Origin of the sequence: Flexivirga oryzae (assembly GCF_014190805.1) — a bacterium.
In the GTDB taxonomy this organism is placed as follows: domain Bacteria; phylum Actinomycetota; class Actinomycetes; order Actinomycetales; family Dermatophilaceae; genus Flexivirga; species Flexivirga oryzae.
In genome coordinates, this window is sequence record NZ_JACHVQ010000001.1 from 114,897 (window position 1) to 128,860 (window position 13,964).

Below are 13,964 nucleotides of genomic sequence, written 5' to 3' on the forward strand. Positions count from 1 at the left end.
CACGCGGCAGGGAAAGCGTCTCGCATGCGAGACGGCCTCAGTCTGGCTCAGTAGGGCGCGGTCAGCCCCTCGAACATCGGGAAGTGCTTGACGTTCCTGGTGAGTAGCTGTGCCGCAAGGCTGATTGCAGTTGCGGCGATCGCGAGATCTGCGCTGTCGATACCGCGATTGCGCGGTAGCCACTGTCGGCCGAGTTCACCTGCGATCTCCGCGATCTCAGCGTCCAGCGGATGCCAGGTGAACACATCCAGGAGTGCCCGGGTCGCGGCCTCTTCGGCCGGACGCATGCCAGCGAGTACCTCCAGCCGGACCACCTCGCTGGCATGTAACGGGCCGTCTTCCCGCGCATCGGAGAGCGTTGTCGCTGCAGCCGAGTCTCCCCGGAGCACGTCGATGATGATCGACGTGTCGACCACGATCGTCATCCGGCGGAGTCATGCAGTCGACGGCCGGAACGGATGTGCTCGACATACTCCGCACCGTCGGCCCCGCGCTCTGTCCACGCTCCTACCGCACTTGCGATCGCCTTCTGATCTTCGGCGGCGTCACTGCTCCGGCCGTATGCCGCCGTCACGGCATCCCGGATCAGCGCGGAGATCGACCGTCCGGTGCGCGCAGCCTCCTCATCCAGCAGCCGGCGCTCCTCGACGGTCAGCGAAATCTGGGTCCGCAACATGATGTAAGACTACATCACGAAGAACTCCCGGCAGGCGTCGTATGACGGCAGCAGCCCGTCGCGCTGCGCCTCGGCAAGCGTCGGCGCGGCGGTGTCCTTGGGGGACAGCACCGGCTCGATGCCGTCCGGGAAGGTGAGTGCGACGTCCAGGTCGAGGGGGTTGATGCCGTGCTCGCGCTCGGGGTTGTACGCCGCCGAGCACAGGTAGACCGCGGTGGAGTCGTCCTCGCGGGAGGCGAGGCAGTGTCCGAGCCCCTCGGACAGGTAGACGGCTCGGCGGGTCTCAGTGTCCAGCTCGACGCTGCGCCATTGCCCGAACGTCGGCGACCCGACCCGGATGTCGATCACGTAGTCGACGAACGAGCCGCTGACCGCGGTGACGTACTTCGCCTGGCTGGGCGGGACGTCCGCGTAGTGGATGCCACGCACGGCACCCTTGCACGAGACGGAGATGTTGGTCTGGATGACGTCCAGCCGGTGCCCGATGTGTTCGGCCAGCTTGTCACCGCGGAAACCTTCCATGAAGACGCCGCGGTCGTCGGGGAACTGTCGCGGAGTGACCACGAAAGCACCTGGGATATCGAGGGATTCGATCTTCATAGGTCTTCTTCTTCGAGTAGTCGGGTGAGGTAGGCGCCATACCCGCTCTTGGCCAGCGCATCGGCGTGCCGTGCGAGGCCTTCGTCGTCCAGCCAGCCGGCCCGCCAGGCGATCTCCTCGACGCAGCCGATCTTGAGTCCCTGGCGCTCCTCGATGACCTGCACGAAGTGGGCGGCGCCCATCAGCCCCTCGAAGGTGCCCGTGTCGAACCACGCGGTGCCGCGCGGCAGCACGGTGACGGTGAGGTCGCCGCGGGCGAGGTAGGCGTCGTTCACGCCGGTGATCTCCAGCTCGCCGCGTGCGCTCGGGGTGAGGTTGCGGGCGATCTCGATGACATCGTTGTCGTAGAAGTAGAGGCCGGGCACGGCATACCGTGACTTCGGCTGCGCAGGCTTCTCCTCGACCGAGATGACGGTGCCGTCGCCATCGAACTCCACGACGCCGTATGCAGAGGGGTCGGTCACGTGGTAGGCGAAGATGTGTCCACCGAGCAGTGAACTCGTCAGTCGGCGCAGATCAGTGCCGAGGCCGGTGCCGTAGAAGATGTTGTCGCCGAGGACCAGGGCGACGGTGTCGTCGCCGATGAAGTCAGCCCCGATGACAAAGGCCTGGGCCAGGCCGTCCGGTGAGGGCTGTACGGCGTAGCTGATCGAGATCCCCCACTGGCTGCCGTCGCCGAGCAGTCGGCGGAACTGCTCCGCGTCGTGGGGTGTCGTGATGACCAGCACCTCGCAGATGCCCGACATGAGCAGCGTGGACAGCGGGTAGTAGATCATCGGCTTGTCGTAGACCGGCATCAACTGCTTGCTGATGCCCCGGGTGATCGGATGCAGCCGCGTGCCGGACCCGCCGGCCAAGATGATCCCCTTCACACATCAGACCCTAGCGGTGCAACGAACGGTGACGTCACGCACGGCTGATACGGACCCGAGAAATAACCCATGCAGACACCTGTCTAATGCGCGCGGCATTAAACCACACGGGTCCTATTGAGGCTATGAAAAGGCGGATTTATTGCAGAGGGTGCGGCATGGTAGCAGAGATCGGCCCTTCCGTGTCGCTTCGTGGGATAGTTCTCGCGAACTTGACCAAATCTTGAAGGTTTGGGGCGCAAGTTCGGCCAGCGCAGTCGGCGTCGGGAGGGAACATGACGAGCAACGTGGACGCGAGTCTCGTGCAGGTCGCCACACGGCAGGGTGACGTGGGCGTGTGGCAGCCCGAAGTGGGCCTCGCGCGGTCCGTCGACTCGGCATGGCCCCTCGCGGGCCGGACGAGCGACTGGACCCGGTCCTACGTTTTCGCCGCCGTCATCAGCGATGCGATGTGCGCTCTGATGTGCGGTGCGGTCGCGGTCGTGGTGTCTGGTGCTGCACCGCTGCATCATCAGTTCCCGGTGCCGTACTTGGTGATTCTTTTACTCAGTCCGTTCGCATGGGTCGCGATGGTTGCCGCATGCCATGGGTATGAGCGTCGCTTCCTCGGTGTTGGCGCGGAGGAGTATCGCGCCCTGGTCTCGGCGGCGGTCCGGCTGCTGGCATTGTCGGCGTTCGTCTCGTACGCGCTCTACACGGGGCGCCCCTACTTGTCCCGCTTCTTCGTGCTCGTCTACTTCCCAGCCTTGCTGGGGGCTGCGCTGCTGGCGAGGTATGTCCTGCGCAAGCGCCTGCACCGCGCCAGGGCACGTGGTGTCGCGTGCCATCGGGCAGTGGTCGTCGGCCGAGATCATGCTGTCGAGGATTTGATCAACGACCTGCACAGGGACAGTGCACACGGGTTGAGCGCGGTGGCCGTGTGCACCGAGGCGCTGGATCATGTCGGCGGGGTCCGGCGCGAGGGTTCCGTGCGCGATGCCGTCGAGGTGGCACGGCGCTGTGCCGCGGATGTGGTGGTCGTCGCGAGCCCGTCTGACCTTGATGGGATTGCGTTGCGCCGGCTCTCCTGGGAGTTGGACGACTTGGGCATCGAGCTCATCGTGTCACCGGGGGTTGTCGAGGTAACAGGCCCGCGAATGTCCGTTCGGCCAGCGGCAAACCTGTCGTTGCTGCACATCGAGCGACCCGCGCTGCGGGGTCTGCACGCGCTGACGAAGACAGTGTTCGATCGGCTCGTGGCTGGTCTGCTGATTCTGGGGCTGACGCCCGTACTCCTCGTCGTCGCACTGTTGATCAAGTGCCGTGACGGCGGCGCGGTCTTCTTCCGGCAGACGCGCGTCGGGATTGACGGCCAGGACTTCACCATGCTGAAGTTCCGGTCGATGGTGCCGAACGCTGAGGCTCGTTTGGCTGAGCTCCGGGCGGACGCCGACGACGGGAACGGGGTGCTCTTCAAGCTCCGAGACGACCCACGGGTCACTGCGATCGGCAAGGTACTGCGTCGTTACTCGCTGGATGAGCTGCCGCAACTGATCAATGTGATCCGTGGCGATATGTCGATCGTCGGTCCCCGACCGCCGCTCCGCTCGGAGGTTGACGAGTACGGGTCTGACGCGGTCCGGCGGCTCCGAGTCAAGCCCGGGCTCACCGGTCTCTGGCAGGTGAGCGGCCGCAGCGACCTCTCCTGGGACGAGTCCCTCCGTCTGGATCTGCGATACGTCGACAACTGGTCGATGCTGCTCGATCTCCAGATCCTCTGGAGGACCACGCGGGCCGTCCTTGGAGGAGCCGGCGCGTACTGACAGCTGTCAGGTCTTTTTGCAGATGCCGTCTGGCTCCGCAATTAACGGGCGAGTGCGCGGGGTTGCTGATAGGACCAGGTATGGCACCGGAGTTGACGCGTCTGCGGACACAAATATTGAAGTTCGACTCTAAAGATTGCGTAAAGCCTTGATATAGAAACGGTATAGGCGTACGTTGTCTCGCAAGGCCCCTTCGGGGGTCTGCGTCGAACCCAGACACCTGTCCGGTCGGTGCTCTCACCAGGATGCTACTCGCAAGTAGCATCACCATGTCGTCCGCCCCCAGCGCTATGGGCCTGCGGCCTCGTCGTTTTTCTGTGCTAGATACGGGGGGCTCGATGCCTACAGCCAGTGATCGGTCGTATCCGAGTCGCTTGCGTGATGCCGGCGCCGGTCAGCGCGTCGCGTTGCTGGGCGGGGGAGGTTCACCGGTCGGCCGCGAGCTTGCTGAGCAACTGATCGCCCGAGGGATCCGTGTGCACAGCGCTGACGCTCGCGCTCTACGGGTTCGGTCGGTCGCCAATCATGTCGTTCCGGACGCAACCGACCCCGGCTTCCTGCCGGCGATCGCGCGGCTCGTGCGCCGACACCTCATAGACATCGTTATCCCGCTGAACACCGTTGCGCTCCAGCAAGTTTCGGCAGGTCGATCCTTGCTGGGCACAGATGTCGACGTGGTTGTCCCGGGCGCCGGCCCGGCAGCGATCATGCACGACCGTCTGCTGGTCTCTGCAAAGCTGTGGTCACATGGCGTGACCATCCCCAATTTTGCGGTGCCCAGCGACCTGCCTGATGTGGATGCCGCCCTGCGACTGATGGCCGGAGAGTTCGTCCTGCGCGCGCGCTTCGTGACCGATCGCCGCACGGCAACGCTGGTGCGGACCTCCGGCGACCTCGACTGGTCGACGCTCGATGACAACTCGTTGGTCCAGCAGTTCGTTGCAGGGGCGGCGTATGCAGTCATCGTGCACCGACCACCGAATGGCGGCCGTCGGTTGACGGTGGTGCTGGAGAAGACGATCCGAGCTGACGGCGAAGTCGTCACCTCCCGTGTCGCGGGGGACAGGCGTGTTGAGGAAGTGGAACGAGTGGCTCAGGCGACGGTCCGAGCTCTCGGCCTCACCGGACCGGCGGAGGTCATGCTCCGCAGCAGTTCCGACGGCACGCCGATCGTGCTGGATGTGACGGCCGGATTCGGCCCGCACAGTCCCTTGGTGCCGGAGCTGGTCGACGTGGTGCTGGAGAGCCACGCGCAGCACGGAAACCTGACTGAGCGTTTGACCGACGGTGGTGGTGGCACGGGAGGAAGTAGTCTCCGGCACGCGAGGGGGCAGCGATGAGCTGGGCTCCCGGGCGTGGTCGACCGGTCGCCATGCCCAACGACTACACCCCGTTACGTGGCAGCCGCATCGATGCGCGGGCTCGTGTCGCGTGGTTGCTACGCGTCAACCGGCTGGCGGGCTCGCCAGGGCCGGCCTCCGCGTTCGTGGAAAAGCTTCGCGCGCACGATTGCATCGTCGGCACGAGCACATTGTGTCGCTACGAGACAGGGACCGAGCCGGTCCCGATGTCGGTGGTGAGGGCGTACGAACTTGCCCTGAAACTCCCCGCTGGCCAGCTCGTCGGTGTCTGTGCCGGACTAGATCGCATGTTCGGGGGAGCCCTCGCCGTGGAGGCGACCGCGTCGCCGCTTCCGCGTGTTGATCTCCTCCGCGTGCTCGGGCAGTGGGAGACGCAGATCGAGAACTGTTCGATGCGTGGCGTCGACTGGGTCAATCTCGCCGAGCTGCTCAGCAAGCCGAGCGGCCCGGTCCTGCCGCCGTCCGTGGTTCATAACTGGGTGTCTCGACTGGTGACCGAGACCATGCGGTCGGTGCACGAAGCCTTCACGACCCGGATCCACGCTCTCGGGCTGTTGCTCACTGAGCCTGGCATCAGCCGCATAGTGCTTGAGTCCATCGACGAAGTCACCGGTGCTCCGGGAGCACAAGCCGTCAGCAACGTGCTTGCTGTGCTCGGCAGCAGCCAGGACCGGTTCGTGCTGCAGTGGCTGGTCGATCACTTCGAGCAGTCCACCGGCGAACATCAGTGGGGCGCGGCATATGCTCTGCTCAGCCCGATCTGCCGGGGCACGCTACCGGGAGATCTGGTCCCGGCCATCTCTCGCGCCGTGCTCGACGCGGCGTCCGAGGGCTTGGATCGAGGCCGGCCGGCGTTCATGATTGCGCAGCGATTGTCCGCGAGTTTGATGCGGCAAGCCGTCTCGCGCCTCGGCTGCTACCCGGCTCCGACCGGATCCGGTGCGCGTGTTCAGAGTCCTGCGGGCTTGAGCGCCTACAGCTCTGCCGCCCTGCAGGAGTCGCGATTGGACGACCCGATGGTGGAGCGTCTGCTCCGGGAGGCGCTCTCACCCGATTTTGTGGAGCGGCGGCACCATTCGTCGTTGGTTTTGGCCGCCAGTCCCTACCGGGAGGTGTTGGCGAACGTCGCGGTCGACCTGGTGAGCAGCGCGAACGAGCCCTTTGTCGGTGACTCCGCGAGCAGCTGCCTGGTCTATCTGGCCGGTGCCGGCCAGCGCAGGAAGTTGATTGAGCTACTGGTGACCGAGCCGCGCCGTCGCGGCTCCTCGCTCCTCGCCCTCGCTCGCTCGGGAGGGGTGCCGGACGGCGTCGACCTGACGACGTACGCCGACGACCCGGAGCAGGTGCACGACGTGGTCTACGCCGCCGGCTTGAGTGGGCACTCCAACCTGCGACTGTTCGCGAACAGTCCGGACAGCGCCGGTGGCGATGCGCAGCAGTGCGCGCAGTGGTGGCGGCGGGTCGGCTCCGCCATCACTGACAGGGACGCGCGGCTCCCCATCGGCGCTGCGCAAAGGGACGACGCCCAGGGGGAGCAGGCTCACACCAACGTCCTGCACCTTGTGGGTTGATGACGCGCCTCGAAGTCACTCGATAGCCTGTGCGGGTGCGCATTCTTGTCACCGGGGGAGCCGGATTCATCGGAAGCAACTTCGTTCACCTGATCATGGCGACGAATCCGGGTGTCGAGGTGACGGTGCTGGATGCGTTCACATACGCGGGCGAACGTGCGTCGCTTGCCGGGCTGCAAAGCTCGGTCCATATCGTCGACGGCGACGTTACCGACCCTGCGACGGTCGATCGACTGGTCGGGCGGAGCGACGCCGTGGTCCATTTCGCAGCCGAGTCCCACAACGACAACTCCTTGGCGGAGCCGTGGCCCTTCGTACACACCAACCTGGTGGGCACATTTACACTGCTCGAAGCAGTCCGCCGTCACGACGTGCGTTACCACCATGTCTCCACCGACGAGGTGTACGGCGATCTGGCGCTCGACGACCCGGCGCGGTTCAGTGAGACCACGCCGTACAACCCGAGTAGCCCCTACTCGTCGACCAAGGCCGGCAGTGATCTGCTGGTGCGTGCATGGGTCCGCTCGTTCGGTGTGCGCGCGACGATCAGCAACTGCTCCAACAACTACGGTCCTCGCCAGCATGTCGAGAAGTTCATTCCACGGCAGATCACCAATATCATCGACGGCGTCCGGCCCAAGCTCTACGGCGATGGGCTCAACGTGCGTGACTGGATCCACGTGGACGACCACAACAGGGCAGTGTGGTCGATCCTCGAGCACGGCCGGATCGGCGAGACGTACCTGATCGGGGCGGACGGCGAGCGCAACAACAAGGATGTCGTGGAGCGGATCCTTGTCGCGATGGGCAAGGATGCGGCCGACTACGATCACGTGACGGATAGAGCTGGTCACGACAGGCGGTACGCGATCGACTCCGCCAAACTTCGTCACGAGCTCGGATGGCGCCCGTGGTTCGGCGACTTCGACAAGGGATTGATGGACACGATCGACTGGTACCGCGCGAACGAGTCCTGGTGGCGTCCGCAGAAGGCCGCCGCGGAACAGCGTTATAAGCACCAGGACGTCGTCGTCGGGGATTTCTGATGCGCTGGCTGATCACAGGTGGACGAGGGATGTTCGGCACCGATCTGGCGCTGCTGTTGCAGGCACGCGGTGAAGGAGTCGTCGCCGTTGGTTCGTCGAGTTGCGACGTCCGGTCACTGGATGCCGTTCGTGCAGCGATGCGCGACATTGATGTCGTCGTGAACGCTGCTGCCTGGACCGCGGTCGATGACGCGGAAGCTCATGAGGCCGAGGCTTTCTCGATCAATGCCACCGGGGCCCGGAATGTCGCGGCGGCTGCGGTCGAGAGCGGTACCCGTATGGTGCACATTTCGACCGACTATGTCTTCGACGGCGCGGCTACCACCCCGTATGGCCCGGAGCACCCTCAAGATCCACGGTCCGCCTACGGCCGCACGAAGGCAGCGGGGGAGTGGGCAGTGCGAGCCGCCAACCCGGATGCCCTGATCATCCGCACGGCATGGCTGTATGGCGAGCACGGCCCCAACTTCGTCAAGACGATGCTGCGCCTCGCGGGTGAGCGAGAGACTTTGACGGTAGTGGACGACCAAATGGGTCAGCCCACTTGGACCCGCGATCTTGCGGATCTGGTCTTGCGCCTGCTCGCGGACGGCGCACGGGGTGGCTACCATCACGGCACCGCCTCAGGGCAGACGACGTGGTGTGGTTTCGCACAGGAGATCTTCCGGCTTGCTGGACTTGATCCTGACCGCGTGCTTCCGTGCAGCACGAGCGAGTTCCCGCGGCCGGCGCCCCGTCCGGCATACAGTGTGCTCGCTGGAAACTCGGCCATGCGGGACTGGCGCACCGCCCTCGGCGGTTACCTGGCGGTTCAGAGCAGCCAGCGGTAGCGGCCACGGTGGAACAAGAGGGGGTGTTTGCCGGCGCCAGCCTGGGCGAGTGACTTCACCGCACCGATCACGATGTCGTGGTCGCCTGCAGTGTGCACAGCGGTAGTCACACACTCCAAGTGGGCCACGGAGCTCGAAATGAGCGCAACGCCTGTTTCGCGGCCGCGCTCGAACAACACTCGCTCGAGCTGTCCGGCGCGGTCCCGTCCGGCCCGTGCCAGTTCGGTTGACAGCTCGTGTGAGGAAGCGTCGAGAATGCTGACACCCCATCGACCCGACTCGATGATGGCCTCGCGAAAGCGTGCCGTTTTGGCGATGCAGACAAGGATGAGTGGCGGCTCCAGGGATACCGAGGTCACCGAGTTCGCAGTCATCGCGACGTCGTTGCCATCCGCAAGGGTGGTGATCACGCAGACACCGGTTGCTAGACATCCCATCGCGTCACGGAGGGAGCGAGGTGTCACCGGCTCGGCTTGGCGCGACTCCGGGGCGCCACTCGCGTCGACGGCGGTCGACGCGAACCGCAGGGCCACCGTCGCCGCGTCGACGTAGGTGGCCACGGCATCCTCCGGATAGTCGTCTGAGGGGGGTGGCTCGGAAAGCCATCCCTCCGTGACCGGCGGCCGCACCATGAAACTCAGCCTACCCTGAGCGCGGAATAGAGTGTCGGCGAACGTCGACTGATCGTGGTTCAGGGGCCGGAAACTCGCGATCCCTGGTTGTGTTTGTGGCATTCAACCCGTCTGATTGCAATTTCTCCGCAACGCGACGGACGGGCCCGTAAGGTGAATACTCCGAACCACGAGGCAGCCGCCGCGAAAGAGGGGGGCCATGCGACCACATGCCGGGTTGACGACCACGAGATATGCGACGGTACCGATCGGCAGCAGACTGTCCGGGGCGGACAACGCACTCAACTTTCTTCGTCTCGTGCTGGCGAGCGCAGTGATCGTCGCGCACACGTGGCCGGTGGGTGGGTTCGGCACCGCACCCGCATTCGCTGGTATGAGCAGCGGAACCTGGGCCGTGGCGGGCTTTTTCAGCATCAGCGGCTACCTGATCGCGGGGTCGCGCCTGAGGTCGCGGTTCTGGGACTACCTATCTCGCCGTGCCTTGCGGATTTTCCCTGGTTTCTGGGTGTGTCTCATCGTGATTGCGTTCGGATTCGCACCACTTTCTCGTGTCTTGGGTGCTCCGGGTTCCTGGTCACCCGTGGACGGCGTTCGTTTTGTCGTCGTCAATATCTATCTCAATATCCACGAGTACAACGTCGGCAGTACGATCCACGGCAACCCATACCCGCTGACGTGGGATGATAGTTTGTGGACGCTGTTCTGGGAATTCAGTGCATATCTCGTGGTTGGCGGACTGTTGGGACTTGCGATTTTCCGACGCCGGATGGCGACGTGTTTTGCAGCGCTTCTGATTCTTACGACCTCCGCGTACTATCTCGCGGAGGCCATGCACATCACTTCCGGGTATGTGCTGAATGGATCCCGTCTCGGTGCGTCGTTTGTTGCAGGCGTTCTGCTTTACTCCCTGAAGGATCGGTTGCCGGCCTCGCCACGGTTGTTCATTCTCTCCCTCGCCCTCCTTCTCGGCATCGGACTCGCGGGTCTGCCCAACTTGCTAGTTGCGCTGCCTTTCGCCTATGCGCTGCTCTACCTCGGTGGCACTTTGCCTACGCGGATCGGTGCGCGGAATGATGTGAGCTACGGGGTATACATATACGCGTTCCCTATTCAACAACTGCTCGCCACTCAGAATCTTCAACGTGCCGGTGAGCTGGTCTTCATCGTCGTGGCGTTCGTCCTTACCCTTCCGTTTGCCTGGCTCTCGTGGCGGTTGGTCGAGCGGCCCGGGATGAAACTCCGAAAGAAACTTCGTCGCCGGAGACGTGTCCCGATCACGAGTGTTCCTGTGACGGGAATGGAAGCCCCTGTCGGGCCCGATTCACTTGGTGGTAGTGGGACTGGCACGGACCTGTGATGTCAGCAATCTCGCGTGCACCCGCGCTGCGTGCGTTGCTGTGGTTGGCAGCGATCTGGTGTGCCGTGCTTGCGGTCATCTTGACGCCGATGCATTGGATCGATGTACCGGCGCCGCGACTGATCGAACTAGCGTCCTTCACTCCGCTCGGGACTCCCTTCGCGTTGGTCTCACTGCTCCTCGCGGTCCTTCTTCTTGTCGCAGACCGATCCCGGCGGGTGGCGGCGTCTGGGCTCACAACGGCAGTTGCGGCGATCCTCGCCCTTCATGTGTGGTGGCTGGCACCGCTTTACGTTGGACACCGGCCGGTGACAACCGGCGACGGGCTCACAGTCTTCAGCCAGAACTTCGAATATGGTGACGTAACCGACTTGGCGCAATTGGTGCGCGCACAACACGTCGATGTGCTTGTCCTCACCGACATCGGTAGCGAGCGGATCGCGGAGGTCCTGAAGACCGACATACCAAGCCTCCTGCCCTACTCCATCGGAACCAGACCCGATCAGACGATCTCATCGGTCATCTTCAGCCGTTTCCCGATGGACCACTTGGGAAGTGGGTCGCATTCGACGCATGCGGACACCGTGCGGCTGCACACTCCCTCGCTTGGCGAGGTCACTCTTGTCGCTGTCCACCCGCAGCCGCCATATACGGCACGATGGCGTATCGACTACCGCGCGCTGACCGCGTATCTGCGCGTCGCGGTACCGCAGCCCGCATCACAACCGACTGTCATCGCGGGCGACTTCAATGCGACGACCGACAACGTGCCGTTCCGCCATCTTCTGGACTTGGGCTTCACGGACGCCCTGACCGACACGCGCGGGGGGTTTCAACCCACCTGGCCGGACTCGTCGGCGCGGCGCTATTTCGGCGTTCCCGTACCGAGGCTCGTCACGATCGACCATATCCTCACGTCTGCTCAACTTGCTGCGTCACGGTTCACGACCGTGCATGTTCGCGGCTCTGACCACAGCGGTATCGTCGCCCACCTGGCGAGTCGAGTGAATTGATGCGATGAACACGTCTTCAACGGCATTGCAAGAGAGAGTGGGGACAAGAAGCGATGACGACTTGGCGGGAAGTCCCGTTCGGATCGATGGACAACACGATGCTCGATGCGTGGACCGAGATTCGCCAGCTGGTTCCTGCTTTGCACGGACCGTTCTTCGACCCGGCTTTCGTTCGTGCGGTCCATGAAACGGTTGGGCCGGTGACGCTGCTGATCGGCCAGGAGAAGAACGGGGAAATTTCCACGATCTGGCCAGTTCACCGACGGGGGGCGCGCGTCATCCCAGTCGGCTGGCCGGGTGCTGACTTCCAAGGTCCGCTGTGCCGCTCCACGGTGGACCCGACCGAGATGCTCACGGCGATCGGCGCCCGCACCCTGTTCTTTGACCACCTCCTGCGCGGTCTGGGTGTGCCCGAGCAGGTGGTTCATACCTGGCGACCTTCTCCCTACTTGGATGTCACGGGGGGATTGGATGGCTACCTCGGCAGGGCGAGCCGCAGTGGCCGAGACAACCTGTCACAGGCACGACGGCGGGCTCGCAAGGCATCGGCAGAGTTGGGTGAGCTTCGATTTACCCCTGAGTCAACGTCATTCGCGCTACTGGGCGAACTCATCCGGCTCAAGCGACGTCAGTACGCCGCCACCGGGTCGGGAGATTTTTTCGCTGAGAGTGGCCATCGCGAGTTACTGGAGCACCTGTTCCTGTCGAGCAGCGAAAATTTCGCCGGTGTGCTGTCCGCGGTCCACTGCGGCGACACGTTGCTGGCGGCCCACTTCGGTTTGCGTGCGAACGGTGTTCTGCACTGGTGGTTCCCCGTGTATGAGCCGGAAGTCGCTCGATTCAGCCCGGGATGGATCCTGCTACGCGAACTCATCTCCGCAGCACCGAGTCTCGGCGTCGACCGCATCGATCTTGGACGTGGCGATGACGAGTACAAGCGTCGCGCCAAGACGGGGGAAGTCTTTGTCGGTAAAGCTACTATCTCCACCTCGCGGACTGTCCGCTTGGCTCGAGCGGCGAATGACGTCGCTCGGGGTGCGGTGCGGAGGTCGGGCCTTGCGCCACGAGTTCGACGGGCCCTCAGAACGCGTCGATGAAGCGGCTCACAAGGATCGGAGCCAGTCAGGGCCGGGCATGGCCCGCATACGTCGTCTGCTGAGCAGGACGCGCACCGCGGCCTTGCTTTCCGCCCGCCCAGAGGTCGCTCTGAGTAATTCACCGACAACAGAGCAGAGGTAGAAGGTTGCCGCGGCTGGGACCGCGTGCCTACGGCTGTACAGCACAACCCGGTTTCGGCAGGCGAGGGCCGACCGGACCGGGTCACCGCGTGAGCCTTCGAGATGGGTAGCGCTCGCAGCAGGGACGAACACTGTGGCAAAGCCGATGTCGCTGGCGCGGAGCGCGAACTCCGTCTCCTCTGAGAACAGAAAAAAGCTCTCGTCCCAAGGTCCAGTTGCTTCGATGCACTCGCGGCTGATCAGTTGTGTGGAACCTTCCGCCCAATCGGTGCGTGTCGATGTCTCGTACTTGCTCGGGTCGTAGACGGTCTCGCCGATATCCCGGACGCGTGCGAGGCGACGTGAGCCGATCGCCGTCTCGAGAAACGCTGACCGCAAGGACGGCTCGCGGCGCATCGAATAGATGAGGTTGCCGTTTCCATCCGACAGACGCGGAACCGCGATCCCGACACCGGGTGTCCGGAGGGCCTGCAGGAGATGTTGCCCGCACCCGCTCTCCAGTCGCACGTCTGGGTTGAGGATCAGGTAGGCCGTCGCTGCCGGGTCGGCCGCCGCGATCCCAGCGTTGATTCCGGCCGAGTACCCGCCATTTCGTCCGGTTTGAACAACGCGCACGTTTGGAAGCTGACGCGCCAAATCAGCGCTGTCATCAGTTGAGTTGTTGTCGACGACGACGACGGAGTAGGGAATCGGATCCAGCCCACTGGAGAGCGATTGGCCCAGCCCAACGAGCAGATCGGCGCTGTTGTAGGTGACAACGATGAGCGCGATGTGCTCAGCTTTCGTCACGGCGACTCTCGCTTCCTCGTTCGATCGACCCTCGACTCCAAGCACCGCCGCGGTGATGCTGCGCACACGCGCCAGCCGTCGATGCTGTTGACGACGATCAGTATGCTGCCAGGCACGCGGACGTGTGACAACGGCGTTCCGCGAGACGTTATGAGATATCCAATCGGCTTGAAAGTC

Annotated in this window: 14 protein-coding genes; 8 read left to right on the forward strand and 6 right to left on the reverse strand. The window is 64.1% G+C overall.

The annotated features are described in order from the left end of the window. Window positions 1-47 precede the first annotated feature (47 nt). From FHU39_RS00570 to rfbA, 4 genes are read right to left on the reverse strand one after another with little or no spacing between them, the layout of a single operon-like run. On the reverse strand, window positions 48-425 hold the full coding sequence (locus FHU39_RS00570) for a type II toxin-antitoxin system VapC family toxin (RefSeq protein WP_183318008.1): 378 nt from the start codon (window positions 423-425) through the stop codon (window positions 48-50). After that, window positions 422-676, reverse strand: coding sequence for a ribbon-helix-helix domain-containing protein (locus FHU39_RS00575; RefSeq protein WP_183318009.1), 255 nt, complete (start codon window positions 674-676; stop codon window positions 422-424). The genes FHU39_RS00570 and FHU39_RS00575 overlap by 4 nt, the downstream gene beginning before the upstream one ends. A gap of 9 nt (window positions 677-685) precedes the next feature. After that, on the reverse strand, window positions 686-1,276 hold the full coding sequence (locus tag FHU39_RS00580) for a dTDP-4-dehydrorhamnose 3,5-epimerase family protein (protein ID WP_183318011.1): 591 nt from the start codon (window positions 1,274-1,276) through the stop codon (window positions 686-688). Beyond that, on the reverse strand, window positions 1,273-2,148 hold the full coding sequence (rfbA, locus tag FHU39_RS00585) for a glucose-1-phosphate thymidylyltransferase RfbA (RefSeq protein WP_183318013.1): 876 nt from the start codon (window positions 2,146-2,148) through the stop codon (window positions 1,273-1,275). The genes FHU39_RS00580 and rfbA overlap by 4 nt, the downstream gene beginning before the upstream one ends. Window positions 2,149-2,423: 275 nt before the next feature. Here rfbA and FHU39_RS00590 point away from each other — a divergent pair, with 275 nt between their 5' ends. From FHU39_RS00590 to rfbD, 5 genes are all read left to right on the forward strand, one after another. Further along, on the forward strand, window positions 2,424-3,950 hold the full coding sequence (locus tag FHU39_RS00590) for a sugar transferase (RefSeq protein ID WP_246336122.1): 1,527 nt from the start codon (window positions 2,424-2,426) through the stop codon (window positions 3,948-3,950). A gap of 374 nt (window positions 3,951-4,324) precedes the next feature. Beyond that, the gene (locus FHU39_RS00595; RefSeq protein ID WP_183318015.1) at window positions 4,325-5,290 is read left to right on the forward strand and encodes a hypothetical protein; all 966 of its coding nucleotides are present in this window, start codon (window positions 4,325-4,327) and stop codon (window positions 5,288-5,290) included. Further along, window positions 5,287-6,882: a hypothetical protein gene (locus FHU39_RS00600; RefSeq protein WP_183318017.1), complete on the forward strand. Its 1,596-nt coding sequence runs from the start codon at window positions 5,287-5,289 to the stop codon at window positions 6,880-6,882. The genes FHU39_RS00595 and FHU39_RS00600 overlap by 4 nt, the downstream gene beginning before the upstream one ends. Before the next feature lie 35 nt (window positions 6,883-6,917). Next, a complete protein-coding gene (rfbB, locus tag FHU39_RS00605; protein ID WP_183318019.1) occupies window positions 6,918-7,928 on the forward strand; it encodes a dTDP-glucose 4,6-dehydratase in 1,011 nt (336 codons plus the stop codon). Next, entirely contained in the window at window positions 7,928-8,758 is an 831-nt protein-coding gene (gene rfbD / locus FHU39_RS00610; protein WP_183318022.1) for a dTDP-4-dehydrorhamnose reductase, read from the forward strand. Before rfbB ends, rfbD begins: the two co-directional genes overlap by 1 nt. Here the strand turns inward: rfbD and FHU39_RS00615 are convergent. After that, complete coding sequence (locus tag FHU39_RS00615) at window positions 8,740-9,318, reverse strand: flavin reductase family protein (protein WP_343065676.1); 579 nt, start codon at window positions 9,316-9,318, stop codon at window positions 8,740-8,742. The genes rfbD and FHU39_RS00615 overlap by 19 nt on opposite strands. A gap of 271 nt (window positions 9,319-9,589) precedes the next feature. On the opposite strand from FHU39_RS00615, the gene FHU39_RS00620 reads away from it, so the two are divergent. From FHU39_RS00620 to FHU39_RS00630, 3 genes are all read left to right on the forward strand, one after another. After that, window positions 9,590-10,747, forward strand: a complete 1,158-nt coding sequence (locus FHU39_RS00620; RefSeq protein WP_183318024.1) for an acyltransferase family protein — start codon at window positions 9,590-9,592, stop codon at window positions 10,745-10,747. Then, on the forward strand, window positions 10,747-11,760 hold the full coding sequence (locus FHU39_RS00625) for an endonuclease/exonuclease/phosphatase family protein (protein ID WP_183318026.1): 1,014 nt from the start codon (window positions 10,747-10,749) through the stop codon (window positions 11,758-11,760). Before FHU39_RS00620 ends, FHU39_RS00625 begins: the two co-directional genes overlap by 1 nt. An 86-nt stretch (window positions 11,761-11,846) precedes the next feature. After that, the gene (locus tag FHU39_RS00630; RefSeq protein ID WP_183318028.1) at window positions 11,847-12,857 is read left to right on the forward strand and encodes a GNAT family N-acetyltransferase; all 1,011 of its coding nucleotides are present in this window, start codon (window positions 11,847-11,849) and stop codon (window positions 12,855-12,857) included. A gap of 6 nt (window positions 12,858-12,863) precedes the next feature. On the opposite strand, the gene FHU39_RS00635 is transcribed toward FHU39_RS00630, so the two are convergent. Further along, a complete protein-coding gene (locus FHU39_RS00635) occupies window positions 12,864-13,853 on the reverse strand; it encodes a glycosyltransferase (protein WP_221185074.1) in 990 nt (329 codons plus the stop codon). Between the last annotated feature and the right edge of the window lie 111 nt (window positions 13,854-13,964).

Excerpts from the sequence above, each read along its gene's own strand:
- FHU39_RS00570 (WP_183318008.1), bottom strand. The coding sequence starts at position 425 with ATGACGATCGTGGTCGACACGTCGATCATCATCGACGTGCTCCGGGGA.
- FHU39_RS00575 (WP_183318009.1), bottom strand. The coding sequence starts at position 676 with ATGTTGCGGACCCAGATTTCGCTGACCGTCGAGGAGCGCCGGCTGCTG.
- FHU39_RS00580 (WP_183318011.1), bottom strand. The coding sequence starts at position 1,276 with ATGAAGATCGAATCCCTCGATATCCCAGGTGCTTTCGTGGTCACTCCG.
- FHU39_RS00590 (WP_246336122.1), top strand. The coding sequence starts at position 2,424 with ATGACGAGCAACGTGGACGCGAGTCTCGTGCAGGTCGCCACACGGCAG.
- FHU39_RS00600 (WP_183318017.1), top strand. The coding sequence starts at position 5,287 with ATGAGCTGGGCTCCCGGGCGTGGTCGACCGGTCGCCATGCCCAACGAC.
- rfbD (WP_183318022.1), top strand. The coding sequence starts at position 7,928 with ATGCGCTGGCTGATCACAGGTGGACGAGGGATGTTCGGCACCGATCTG.
- FHU39_RS00620 (WP_183318024.1), top strand. The coding sequence starts at position 9,590 with ATGCGACCACATGCCGGGTTGACGACCACGAGATATGCGACGGTACCG.
- FHU39_RS00625 (WP_183318026.1), top strand. The coding sequence starts at position 10,747 with ATGTCAGCAATCTCGCGTGCACCCGCGCTGCGTGCGTTGCTGTGGTTG.
- FHU39_RS00630 (WP_183318028.1), top strand. The coding sequence starts at position 11,847 with ATGGACAACACGATGCTCGATGCGTGGACCGAGATTCGCCAGCTGGTT.